The 12173-nt window shown below is 71.7% G+C and carries 11 protein-coding genes; 6 read left to right on the forward strand and 5 right to left on the reverse strand.

What is annotated here, in order from left to right; genetic code table 11:
• The first annotated feature begins 32 nt into the window (after positions 1-32).
• The 5 genes from AB0A69_RS04910 to AB0A69_RS04930 all read left to right on the forward strand — a co-directional run bounded on the left by AB0A69_RS04910 (position 33) and on the right by AB0A69_RS04930 (position 4747).
• The gene (locus tag AB0A69_RS04910) at positions 33-782 is read left to right on the forward strand and encodes a DJ-1/PfpI family protein (protein WP_361415408.1); all 750 of its coding nucleotides are present in this window, start codon (positions 33-35) and stop codon (positions 780-782) included.
• 117 nt (positions 783-899) lie between these two features.
• Complete coding sequence (locus AB0A69_RS04915; RefSeq protein ID WP_361415410.1) at positions 900-1670, forward strand: DJ-1/PfpI family protein; 771 nt, start codon at positions 900-902, stop codon at positions 1668-1670.
• Between the two features lie 121 nt (positions 1671-1791).
• Entirely contained in the window at positions 1792-2790 is a 999-nt protein-coding gene (sph, locus tag AB0A69_RS04920; RefSeq protein WP_361415412.1) for a sphingomyelin phosphodiesterase, read from the forward strand.
• A gap of 112 nt (positions 2791-2902) precedes the next feature.
• Positions 2903-3895 carry a cation diffusion facilitator family transporter gene (locus tag AB0A69_RS04925; RefSeq protein ID WP_361415414.1) on the forward strand — a complete coding sequence of 331 codons (993 nt, stop codon included), beginning with the start codon at positions 2903-2905 and terminating at the stop codon, positions 3893-3895.
• A gap of 282 nt (positions 3896-4177) precedes the next feature.
• Positions 4178-4747, forward strand: coding sequence for a hypothetical protein (locus tag AB0A69_RS04930; RefSeq protein WP_361415416.1), 570 nt, complete (start codon positions 4178-4180; stop codon positions 4745-4747).
• A 161-nt stretch (positions 4748-4908) separates the two neighbouring features.
• Here the strand turns inward: AB0A69_RS04930 and AB0A69_RS04935 are convergent, their stop codons facing one another.
• A complete protein-coding gene (locus AB0A69_RS04935) occupies positions 4909-5397 on the reverse strand; it encodes a macro domain-containing protein (RefSeq protein ID WP_361416785.1) in 489 nt (162 codons plus the stop codon).
• 177 nt (positions 5398-5574) lie between these two features.
• On the opposite strand from AB0A69_RS04935, the gene AB0A69_RS04940 reads away from it, so the two are divergent.
• Positions 5575-6309 (forward strand): MerR family transcriptional regulator, encoded by a 735-nt coding sequence (locus tag AB0A69_RS04940; RefSeq protein ID WP_361415418.1) that lies wholly within the window; start codon positions 5575-5577, stop codon positions 6307-6309.
• A 101-nt stretch (positions 6310-6410) separates the two neighbouring features.
• Here the strand turns inward: AB0A69_RS04940 and AB0A69_RS04945 are convergent, their stop codons facing one another.
• Genes AB0A69_RS04945 through AB0A69_RS04960 form a run of 4 tightly spaced genes read right to left on the reverse strand, consistent with a single transcriptional unit; the run spans position 6411 to position 12137 of the window.
• Positions 6411-8582: a 3-hydroxyacyl-CoA dehydrogenase NAD-binding domain-containing protein gene (locus AB0A69_RS04945; protein WP_361415420.1), complete on the reverse strand. Its 2172-nt coding sequence runs from the start codon at positions 8580-8582 to the stop codon at positions 6411-6413.
• A gap of 34 nt (positions 8583-8616) precedes the next feature.
• Positions 8617-9834, reverse strand: coding sequence for an acetyl-CoA C-acetyltransferase (locus AB0A69_RS04950; protein ID WP_361415422.1), 1218 nt, complete (start codon positions 9832-9834; stop codon positions 8617-8619).
• A gap of 3 nt (positions 9835-9837) precedes the next feature.
• Complete coding sequence (locus AB0A69_RS04955; protein WP_361415424.1) at positions 9838-10998, reverse strand: acyl-CoA dehydrogenase family protein; 1161 nt, start codon at positions 10996-10998, stop codon at positions 9838-9840.
• Positions 10995-12137, reverse strand: coding sequence for a CaiB/BaiF CoA-transferase family protein (locus AB0A69_RS04960; RefSeq protein ID WP_361415426.1), 1143 nt, complete (start codon positions 12135-12137; stop codon positions 10995-10997). Before AB0A69_RS04960 ends, AB0A69_RS04955 begins: the two co-directional genes overlap by 4 nt.
• Between the last annotated feature and the right edge of the window lie 36 nt (positions 12138-12173).

Below are 12173 nucleotides of genomic sequence, written 5' to 3' on the forward strand. Positions count from 1 at the left end.
CCGGGGCGCCTCCCACTCTTTCTGGAGGATCCATGCACAGGCGCGATCTGCTGCGTTCGAGCGCCGCCGCCGCGGTCGGCATCGGGGCCGTCGGCTCCGGCCTCGCGGGCGCCGGCCCCGCGGCGGCCGGCTCACCGGCGGGCCCGGGCCGCCGGCGTCGCGAGCCCCTGCGCGTACACACGGTGCTGTACGACGGCGTGGAGGAGCAGGACTTCGCGGGACCGGTCGAGGTCTTCGGCATCGTCGGGGACCGGGGTCCGGTCGAGCAGACCTTCGTCACGGCGGACGGACCGCGGACGGTCGTCACCACCGCGGGCATGGAGATCGTCTGCCGGGCGCGCTGGTCACCGTCCTCGGCCGACCTGATCGTCGTGCCGGGCGGCGGGTACGGTCCGGGGTCCGGCCTGCAGAAGGAGATCGACCGCGGCAGGCTGCCCAAGGCGCTCGCGGAGGCCCGGCGGCCGGGGCTGGTCCTCGCGGCCGTGTGCAGCGGGACGATGCTGCTCTCCGCCGCCGGCATCACCAAGGGCCGGCCCTGCACCACCCACCACATCGCCAAGGACGACCTCCGCGCTCAGGGCGCGCAGGTGGTCGGCGGGCGGGTCGTCGACGACGGCGACCTGGTGACCTGCGGGGGCGTCACCTCGGGCATCGACCTCGGGCTGTGGCTCGTCGAACGGTTCTACGGCCACGAGACGGCCGTCTTCGCCGAGGAGGTGCTCGAGTACGAGCGCCGCGGCACCGTGTGGCGCTCCCGGCGCCGGGCCCCCGAGCGGGCGTGAGCCTTCCGCCGCCCTAGGAGCCGTCAGCCGTCAGGCATCAGCCACCAGCCGTCAGGTCCGAGCACTGCGGCCGAGCCGCCTGTCCACCGACCCGCCCCACACCTATGGGAGATCTGCATGAACCGCCGTGACCTGCTCCGTGCCTCGACCGCAGTCGGCGCCACGACCCTGGCCATGGGCGCGGCTGCCGCCGCACCCGCCTCCGCCGCCGCGCCTTCCGCGTCGGCCGCTCCGAAGCCGCCCGCCGCCGGAGGCGGCGGGCCCCTGCGCGTGCACATCGTCCTGTACGAGGGTGTCGAGGAGCTCGACTTCATCGCGCCCTACGAAGTCTTCTCCGCCGCCGCCTTCTTCACCGACCGGCCGGTCGAGGTCGGGTACGTCAGCGTCGCCGGGACCGCGACCACGGCCGTCAGGGCTGCGTACGGCACGGAGGTCCACCGCGTTCGCCCCTGGGCACCGCACCGGGCGGACCTGCTGGTCGTGCCGGGCGGCGGGTACGCCCGCAGGGACAGCCCCGGCGTCTGGGCCGAGATCCAGCGCGGCACGCTGCCGAGGGCCCTGGCCGCGGCGGCGCGCCCCGGCCTCACCATCAGCGCGCTGTGCACGGGGACGATGCTGCTGTCGGCGGCCGGTCTGACCCGGAACCGGCCCTGCACCACGCACCACAGGGCACGGCAGGACCTCCAGGACCAGGGCGGCGTGGTGAAGAACGCCCGGGTCGTCGACGACGGTGACCTGGTGACGGCCGGCGGCGTCACGTCCGGCCTGGACCTGGCCCTCTGGCTCGTACGCCGGGAGCTGGGTCCGGACGCAGCGACCGGTCTGGAGGCCATGCTCGAGTACGAGGCGCGCGGCACGGTGTGGACGTCGCCCGCCGCGGGGCGCTGAGGACCGGCGCTCTTTCTCTCACGTGTCGGGAAAGGTCCATCCAATGGCTACCGGAAAGTAACCGCGGATGATGTGATGTGCGGCGCCACTCCAATCCCCCCTCACTCCTCAGGAGTTCGTCGTGCCGCGTACCCTGATCCGCCGTTCCCTGTCCGCCGCGGTGCCCGTGGCGCTCGCCGCCGCCACGCTGGCCGCCACCGGCCCGTCCGCCTCCGCCGCCTCCGCCGCGTCCGCCGCCGGAACGCCGAGCCTCAAGGTCCTCTCGTACAACGCGTTCCTCTTCAGCAAGACCCTCTACCCGAACTGGGGCCAGGACCACCGCGCGGCGGAGATCCCCAAGACGGGCTTCTACCAGGGCAATGACGTCGTCGTGCTCCAGGAGGCGTTCGACAACGGCGCCTCCGACGCGCTCCTGCGCAACTCCGCCGCCCAGTACCCGTACCAGACGCCGGTGATGGGGCGCGGCAGGGACGGCTGGGACGCCACCAGCGGCGCGTACTCGGCGACGACGCCGGAGGACGGCGGGGTCACCGTGCTCAGCAAGTGGCCGATCGTGCGCAAGGAGCAGTACGTCTACAAGGACGCGTGCGGGGCGGACTGGTACTCCAACAAGGGCTTCGTCTACGCGGTGCTGAACGTGAACGGCGCGCGCGTGCATGTGGTGGGCACGCACGCCCAGTCGACGGACCCGGGCTGCTCGGCGGGCGAGGCGGCGCAGGTGCGCAGCCGCCAGTTCAAGGCGATGGACGCCTTCCTGGACGCGAAGAACATCCCGGCGTCCGAGCAGGTGCTCGTGGCCGGCGACTTCAACGTCGACTCGCACAGTGCCGAGTACGCCGCGATGCTCGGTGACGCGGGGCTGGCGGGCGCGGACGCGCGCACGGGGCATCCGTACTCCTTCGACACCGAGCAGAACTCGATCGCCGCGGAGCGCTACCCCGACGACCCGCGCGAGGACCTGGACTACGTCCTGCACCGCGCCGGTCATGCGCGGCCCGCCGGCTGGACCAACGAAGTGATCAAGGAGCAGAGCGCGCCCTGGACGGTGTCGAGCTGGGGCACGCGGTACACGTACACGAACCTGTCCGACCACTATCCGGTCGTGGCGTCCGGCCGGTAGCCGACCGGTCCGGCCAGTAGCCGACGGCTCGCAGTCGCGAGCGCTTCGCACCTGGTCGGAGGCTGTATCACCGCAGTGGCTGCAGGGGTGTTCAGCTGCCATGGTGGTGTCCATGACGGGCCACGGACACCACCACCGCCATCATCACCACCACCCTCACGAGCGGATCGACGCCGCGCTGGAGGGGTCGGTGGAGGGACTGCGCACCCTGTGGTTCTCCTTCGGGGTGCTGGCCGCGACGACCGTCGTGCAGGCGGTCGTCGCCGTGCTGTCGGGTTCGGTGGCACTGCTCGGTGACACCGTGCACAACGCGACGGACGCGCTGACGGCACTGCCCCTCGCGCTCGCCTTCGTGCTGGGCCGGCGGGCCGCCACGCGCCGCTATACGTACGGCTTCGGGCGCGCCGAGGACCTGGCGGGTGTGTTCGTGGTGCTGGTGATCGCGGCGTCGGCGGTGTTCGCCGGGTACGAGGCGGTGAGGCGGCTGCTGGAGCCGCAGCCGGTCAGCCATCTGCCGGTGGTCGCGGCCGCCGGGCTGGTGGGGTTCGCGGGCAACGAGTGGGTGGCGCGTGCCCGGATCCGTACGGGCAGGCGCATCGGGTCGGCCGCGCTGGTCGCCGACGGGCTGCACGCCCGGACGGACGGGTTCACCTCACTGGCCGTGCTGCTGGGCGCGGGCGGCGCGGCGGTGGGATGGCGGTGGGCGGACCCGCTGATCGGGCTCGCCATCACGGCCGCGATCCTGCTGGTGCTGCGGGGCGCGGCGCGGGAGGTCTGGCACCGGCTGATGGACGCGGTGGACCCGGCCTTGGTGGACCGTGCGGAGCATGTGCTCTCCCATGTCGAGGGCGTGCGGGGCGCGGGAGCCGTGCGCATGCGGTGGCTGGGCCATGCGCTGCGCGCCGAGACGTCCGTGGTGGTCGACCCGTCGCTGACGGTCGTCCAGGCGCACGCGGTGGCGGTCGCGGCGGAGCACGCCCTGCTGCACGCCGTACCCCGGCTGACCGCGGTGACCGTCCACGTGGACCACGGCCACACGGCGGACGCGGATCCGCATGAGGCGCTGGCGCACCACTTCCCGGCCGTGGGCGGCGGGAGCGCGTAACCGCCCTGGACGTCTGCGCGCGTCGGGCGGGAATGCGACTCGCGACCTTTCCGGTAAATCAACGGGACTTCATTTCGCTATCCACGTACGAATTGCGCTGGATACGTGCGGCGCGCACGGCGGGTCGAATGTGGCGGGTGATTGCCAATCCAGGGTCGGCCTGGTGCACGAGGGAATGAGCACCACATCACCGCCTGGACATCAGTCCGGCGTCTCCACGAAAGCGCGTGGTCCTTGGAATGTGTCCACGCGCTATCCGGGAACCCGTGAAAGGGAAAAGCGATGTACCAGAATTCCCTCAGCGCCGTCGTCAGCTCCGCCTGCAAGGGCGAGCCGGTCATGATCGTGCACCAGCTCAGTGGCGGCTACATCACCAAGGAGTGGGACCTCCAGATCCGCACCTATCCGCTGTCGACCATCAACGACAACAAGCACCTGTGGAAGATCATCTGCGAGGACGTACGCGACGGCAACGTCGTCTACCGTCTGCAAAGTGCCATGACGGACGAGAAGCAGATGGCCATCGACCCCAACAACCCCACCGGAACGGGCATCCTGCTCCAGGACGCCCGCCCGCTCAACGAAGAGGGCCAGCGGGCCGACGTCCAGCGCTGGTACATCCTCCCTTCCGGCAACGGCTGCTGGACCATCGTTCCGTTCCTCCGTCCCGATCTCGTCCTCGGGCCGATGGACAAGCAGGTCGGCATCAACGTCTGTTTCCGGCTCGTCGAGGTCGTGGGCAACGTGACTCCCACCACCAGTTGCGTCCAGTTCGCTCCGCCCACCCCGCCCAAGGACCCCGCTTGCGAAGGCGGCGCGGGGACGGCCGGCCCCCAGGCCCGCCGCGTCTGACCTCCGGCCGCGTACAGGCTCCGCCACCGCGGTCCGCCTGGCACCGGCGCGTCCGCCATGGGCGGGCGCGCCGTCGGCTCGGCGGAGCCGACGCCCGCCACAGGGCCGGACGCAGGCGGACGGGTACGTCCCGGCCGACGGGCCCACCGTCTGACGCGGACTCAGCCGACGTGGTCGTACACGGTCACCGGTATGCCCCGCGCCACGAGCCGCTCGGCTATCAGCGGCTCCACCCGCGACCACTTCCCGCCCGCCAGCCCGCAGCCGATCCTCGGCATGTGCACCGAGGCCCCGAGCTCGGCGGCCTTGGCGCCGAGCTTGTCCAGTGCGGCGTCGATCGCCTCGTACCGCACGGGCACTCCCTTGCTGGCCGTGCGGATCCCCCGCTGCCCCACCATGTTCGCCACCCACAGATACGGCCCCACTTGGACGTACTGCACGGCCCCCAGACCGAAGTCGTTACGAGCCCGCTCCCGGTGCCAGCGCCGGTAGGCGACCTCCGGCTCCGCCCAGCGCCGCGAGAGGGCGAGGAGGAAGCCCTTGCCCCAGCCGCCCAGGTCGTTGCAGACATGCGCGATGACCTTGACGCCCTTGCCCACCGGCGTGGTGGCGTCCCCCTGTACGTACGAAACCCGCGCGGTTTCCGTCATCCCCGTCATGCGAACCACCGTACGAGACGCCACTGACAATCCCGTGGCTCACTTCCGCTGGTGCGGTCCCCGGTACCACCGGCTCCCGCCTGCGCCCCGCACTTTCACATCGTTGGTGAGACAGCAATACTGTTCCATTGACGTACCGCACGCCGCACCACCGGAAGTGAGGCCCCCATGGCGACCGAGACCGAGGAGCAGCAGCCGACGCTGACCGTCGACGAGCTGGCGGCCCGGGCCGGGGTCACCGTGCGCACCGTGCGGTTCTACAGCACGCGCGGGCTGCTGCCGCCGCCGGTGATCGGGCCGCGTCGGGTGGGGCTCTACGGTCTCGAGCACGTGTCGCGGCTCGCGCTCATCGAGGAGTTGCAGCACCAGGGGATGACGCTGGCCGCCATCGAACGGTACCTGGAGCAGCTGCCTCCGGATCTCAGCGCCCACGATCTGGCCATTCACCGGGCGCTGGTGGCGACCTGGGCGCCCGACTCGCCGGAGGAGCTGTCGCGGGCGGAGCTGGAGCGGCGGGCGGGCCGGGCGCTGTCGGAGGAGGACCTGGCGCGGCTGACCGCGATGGACGTACTGGCGCGGACGGAGGACCCGGAGACCTACCGGGTGGACGCCGGGCTGCTGCGGCTGGGCGTGCGGCTGCTGGACGTGCCGATCGCGCACGAGACGCTCTTGGCGGCGCGTACGGTCCTGCTGGAGCACACCCGTTCGGCGGCGCAGGAGCTGACGCGGCTGTTCCGGGACGAGGTGTGGGATCCGTACCGTGAGCGCGAGTCGGATCCGGAGCACCTGGCGGCGATGAAGTCGCTGTCCGCCCATATGCAGCCGCTGGTGGTGCAGGCGCTGGTCACGGCGTTCCAGCGGTCGCTGAAGGAGGAGCTGGGCGCCGCCTTCCGGGCGGAGTGAGCGGGGCGCCGTGCGGACTCCCGCCGTTACCGCAGGGCGCCGGGGCGGCCCCGGGACGACCGGCCCGCTGACCAGCGCGGCCGCCCCGGTGGGCCGGGGGCTCAGTCGCTGAACGTCTCGCCCCGCTCCGCCTTCTCCAGCAGCAGCGCCGGCGGCTGGAACCGCTCCCCGTACCGCTCGGCGAGCTCGCGCGCCCGGGCCACGAAGCCGGGCAGGCCGCCCTCGTAGCCGTTGATGTACTGGAGCACGCCGCCGGTCCAGGCCGGGAAGCCGATGCCCATGATGGAGCCGATGTTGGCGTCGGCGACCGACGTCAGCACGCCTTCCTCCAGGCAGCGGACGCTGTCCAGCGCTTCGGAGAAGAGCATCCGCTCCTGCATGTCCTCGAAGGGGACCGCTACCGCGCCGCCGCCGAAGTGCTCGCGCAGACCGGGCCACAGGCCCTGCCGCTTGCCGTCCGCGTCGTAGTCGTAGAAGCCCGCGCCGCCGCTGCGGCCGGTGCGGCCGAACTCGTCGACCATCCGGTCGATCACCGCGTCCGCCGGGTGCTCCGGCCAGGTGCCGCCCGCCTCCTCGACGGCCCGCCGCGTCTCGTCGCGGATCTTGCGCGGAAGCGTGAGGGTCAGCTCGTCCATCAGGGAGAGCACCTTCGCCGGGTAGCCGGCCTGCGCCGCGGCCTGCTCGACGGAGGCGGGCTCCACGCCCTCGCCGACCATCGCCACGCCCTCGTGGATGAACTGGCCGATGACGCGCGAGGTGAAGAAGCCGCGCGAGTCGTTGACGACGATGGGCGTCTTCTTGATCTGGCGTACGAGGTCGAAGGCGCGCGCCAGCGCCTCGTCGCCCGTCCGCTCGCCCTTGATGATCTCGACGAGCGGCATCTTGTCGACCGGCGAGAAGAAGTGCAGACCGATGAAGTCGGCCGGGCGCTCGACGCCCTCCGCGAGGAGCGTGATCGGCAGGGTGGAGGTGTTGGAGCACAGCAGCGCGTCGGGCTCGACGATGTCCTGGATCTCCTGGAACACCTTGTGCTTGAGCGCCGTGTCCTCGAACACGGCCTCGATGACCGCGTCGCAGCCGGCCAGGTCGGCCGGGTCGGCGGCCGGGGTGATCCGGGCCAGCAGCTCGTCGCGCTTGGCCTCGGTCGTCCTGCCCCGCGCGAGCGCCTTGTCGAGGAGCTTGACGGAGTACCCCTTGCCCTTCTCGGCCGCTTCGAGCGACACGTCCTTGAGGACGACGTCGATGCCGGCCTTGGCACAGGCGTACGCGATGCCCGCGCCCATCATCCCGGCGCCGAGGACGGCGACCTTGCGGACGGTGCGCGGCTCGACGCCCTGGGGGCGGCTCCGGCCCGCGTTGACCGCCTGGAGGTCGAAGAAGAACGCCTGGATCATGTTCTTGGCGGTCTGCCCGGTGACCAGCTCGGTGAAGTACCGCGCCTCGATGGTCAGAGCGGTCTCGAAGTCCACCTGGGCGCCCTCGACGGCGGCCGCGAGGATGTTGCGCGGCGCCGGGTAGGGGGCGCCGTTGAGCTGCTTCCTCAGGTTGGCCGGGAAGGCGGGGAGGTTGGCGGCGAACTTCGGGTTCGACGGCGTACCGCCCGGGATCTTGTAGCCGGGTACGTCCCAGGGCTGCCGCGACTCCGGGTTCGCGTCGATGAACGCGCGCGCCTTGGCGAGCAACTCCTCCTCGGTGGCGGCCACTTCGTGGACCAGGCCGTTCTCCAGGGCCCGCTGCGGCGGGTACTGGGTGCCCTGGAGCAGCACCTTCAGCAGGGCGTCGGCGATGCCCATGAGCCGTACCGTGCGGGCGACGCCGCCGCCACCCGGCAGGAGGCCGAGGGTGACCTCGGGCAGGCCGATCTTGGAACCGGGCGCGTCGAGGGCGACGCGGTAGTGCGAGGCGAGGGCGATCTCGTAACCGCCGCCCAGCGCCGCGCCGTTGATGGCGGCGACGACGGGCTTGCCGAGGGTCTCGAGGCGGCGCAGCGCGCTCTTGATCTCGGTGGAGGTGTCGAAGACCCGCTGGGCGTCCTCGGGCCCGGCCTTCACCATGTCCTTGAGGTCGCCGCCCGCGAAGAAGGTCTTCTTGGCGGAGGTCCAGATGATGCCGCGGATCGCGTCCTTCTCGGCCTCCGCGCGCTCGGCGACCGCCGCGAGGGAGGCCCGGAAGGCCTGGTTCATGGTGTTGGCGGACTGGTCGGGGTCGTCCAGGACGAGGGTGACGACGCCGGTCTCGTCCTGTTCCCAGCGGATGGTCGTGCTCTCGGTCATGTGCTGCTCTCCGTAAGGGGTGCGGACGGGACGGTCAGACGCGCTCGACGATGGTGGCGATGCCCATGCCGCCGCCGACGCAGAGCGTGGCGAGGCCGTAGCGCTTGTCCTGGCGCTCCAGTTCGTCGACGAGGGTGCCCAGGATCATGGCTCCGGTGGCGCCGAGGGGGTGGCCCAGGGCGATGGCGCCGCCGTTGACGTTGACCTTGTCCAGCGACAGGCCCATGTCCTTGACGAAGCGCAGCACGACCGCGGCGAACGCCTCGTTGATCTCGACCAGGTCGATGTCGTCGATGGTGAGCCCGGCCTTGGCGAGGGCCTTGTGGCTGGCGGGCGCGGGGCCGGTGAGCATGATGGTCGGCTCCGATCCGGAGACCGCCACGGAGACGATGCGCGCGCGGGGCGTCAGCCCGTACCGCTCGCCGACCTCCTTGTTGCCGATGGCGACGAGCGCGGCGCCGTCGACGATGCCGGAGGAGTTGCCGGCGTGGTGGACGTGGTCGATCTTCTCGATCCAGTGGTACTTCTGCAGCGCGACGGCGTCGAAGCCGCCCATGTCCCCGATGGCGGCGAAGGACGGCTTGAGCGACGCGAGGGAGTCGGCGGTGGTGCCGGGGCGCATGTGCTCGTCGCGGTCGAGGACGACGAGGCCGCTGCGGCGGTCCCTGACCGGGACGACGGACCGCTCGAAGCGGCCCTCCTTCCAGGCGGCCGCTGCCCGCTCCTGCGACAGCGCGGCGTACTCGTCGACGTCGCGCCGCGAGTAGCCCTCGATGGTGGCGATGAGGTCGGCGCCGATGCCCTGCGGGACGAAGTTGGTCTCCAGGTTGGTCATCGGGTCGTTGAACCAGGCGCCGCCGTCGGAGGCCATGGGCACGCGCGACATCGACTCGACACCGCCCGCCAGGACGAGGTCCTCCCAGCCCGAGCGGACCTTCATCGCCGCCATGTTGACGGCTTCGAGGCCGGAGGCACAGAAGCGGTTCTCCTGGACGCCGGCGACCGTGTCGGGCAGTCCGGCGGCGATGGCCGCGATGCGCGCGATGTCGGAGCCCTGGTCGCCGACCGGGCCGACGACGCCGAGCACGATGTCGTCGACGGCGGCCGGGTCGAGGCCCGGGAAGCGGTCGCGGAGTTCGTGGATGAGTCCGACCACCAGGTCGATGGGCTTGGTGCCGTGCAGGGCGCCACTGGCCTTGCCGCGCCCGCGCGGGGTGCGGATCGCGTCGTAGACGTACGCTTCGGTGCTCACTGGTCAGGCCTTTCGGGAGGGGTGGTCGAGCAGGGAACGGCCGATGATCTCCTTCATGATCTCGGTCGTGCCGCCGTAGATGGTCTGGATGCGGCCGTCCGTGAAGGCCCTGGCCACGGGGTGCTCGGCCATGTACCCGTAGCCGCCGTGCAGCTGGAGGCAGCGGTCGGCGACCCGCTTCTGCAGCTCGGTGGCCCACCACTTGGCCATCGAGGCGTGGACGGCGTCCAGCTCCCCGTCGGCGTGGTCGACGATGCAGCGGTCCAGGAAGGTGCGGGTGACGGCGCACTCGGTGGCCATCTCCGCGATCTCGAAGCGGATGTGCTGGAGCTTGGCGAGCCTCCGCCCGAACGCCTCGCGCTCCTTGACGTAGTCGGTGGTGATCTCCAGCAGGTGCTCGGCGGCGGCGATGCCGGCGACCGCTATCGCCATCCGCTCCTGCGCGAGGTTGGTCATCAGGTGGATGAAGGCGCCGTTCACCTCGCCGAGCAGGTTCTCCTTGGGGACGCGTACGTCGTGGAAGAACAGCTCGGCGGTGTCCTGGGACTTCTGGCCGATCTTGTCGAGGTTGCGGCCGCGCTCGAAGCCCTCCATGCCGCGCTCGACGACCAGGAGGGACAGTCCGTGCGCGCCGCCCTCGGGGGTGGTCCTGGCGACGACGATCACGAGGTCGGCGAGGATGCCGTTGGAGATGAAGGTCTTGGAGCCGTTGAGCAGGTAGTGGTCGCCCTTGTCCTCGGCGGTGGTGCGGATGCCCTGGAGGTCGGATCCGGCGCCGGGCTCGGTCATGGCGATGGCGGTGATGGTCTCGCCGGTGCAGAAGCCGGGCAGCCAGCGCCGCTTCTGCTCGTCGGTGGCGAGACCGGTGAGGTAGGGGCCGATGATGTCGTTGTGCAGGCCGATGGCGAAGCCGGGCGTGCCGGCGCGGGTGAACTCCTCGGCGAGGACAGCGCTGTAGCGGAAGTCGGCGGTCCCGCCGCCTCCGTACTCCTCGGGCACGGCGAGGCCCAGCAGGCCCTGCCGGCCTGCCGCCCGCCAGGCGTCGCGCGCGACGATGCCGTCCTTCTCCCACTGCTCGTAGTGCGGCAGGACCTCCTTGGCGAGGAAGGTGCGGACGGTGTCGCGGAAGGCGTCGTGCTCGGCGCTGAAGATCCGGCGTTTCACCCGGTCCCCCTGGTCTCGTCGGTACGGATGCTCGGTACGCCCCAGTCGCGGGCGATCTCGTCGGTGTCGGCGCCCGGCCGCGCGGGCGGGCGGCGTACGGCCCCGGGCGTGGCGGAGAAGCGGGGCGCGGGTGCGGGCTGGGTGATGCCGCCGTGGTCGGTGAAGGTGGACCGGGCGGCGAGGTGCGGGTGTGCGGGCGCCTCGCGCAGTGAGAGGACGGGTGCGACGCAGGCGTCGGACCCTTCGAAGACGGCGGTCCACTCGGCGCGGGTCTTCTCCTTGAACCGCCGGGCCACGGCGGCGCGCAGCTCGTCCCAGCGGGCGAAGTCCTTGCGGGCGGGTGCGGTGTCCTCGATGCCGAGGAGCGCGGTGAACTCGTCGTAGAACCGCTGCTCCAACGCGCCGACCGCCATGTACGCGCCGTCGGCGGTCTCGTAGGTGCCGTAGAAGGGGCAGCCGCCGTCCAGGAGGTTGGCGCCGCGCCGGTCCTGCCAGCCGCCGGCCGCCATCATGCCGTGGATCATCGTGGCGAGGTGGGCGGTTCCGTCGGTGATCGCCGCGTCGACGACCTGCCCTCTGCCACCCTCCGCGCGGGCGTGGTGGAGCGCGGCGAGCACGCCGACGACGAGGTAGAGGGCGCCGCCCGCGTAGTCCCCGAGGAGGTTGGCGGGCACGGTCGGCGGCTCGTCGCTTTTGCCGATCATGGAGAGGGTGCCGGTGATGGCGACGTACGCGATGTCGTGGCCGGCGCGCTGGGCGAGCGGGCCGTCCTGGCCCCAGCCGGTCATCCGCCCGTACACCAGCTTCGGATTCCGGGCCAGGCACGGCTCGGGGCCGATCCCGAGCCGTTCGGCGACGCCGGGGCGGAAGCCCTCGATGAGGATGTCGGCGCGCTCGACGAGGTCGAGCACCCGCTCCGGTGCGCCGTCGGCCTTGAGGTCGATGAGGACGGAGCGCTTGTTGCGGTTGGTCAGGTCGTACGCCGGGTCGATCGCGAGCCCCGCGCCGCCGGGCCGGTCGACGCGTACGACGTCGGCGCCCAGGTCGGCCAGGAGCATGGCGGCGAACGGGCCGGGGCCGATGCCCGCCAGCTCGACCACGCGCACTCCGGCGAGCGGGCCGGTGCCTGTCGCTGCCATTCAAACCCCCAGCATGGTGTGACACAACTGCTGTAA

This window comes from Streptomyces sp. NPDC045431, from assembly GCF_040646655.1.
Taxonomy (GTDB): Bacteria; Actinomycetota; Actinomycetes; order Streptomycetales; family Streptomycetaceae; genus Streptomyces.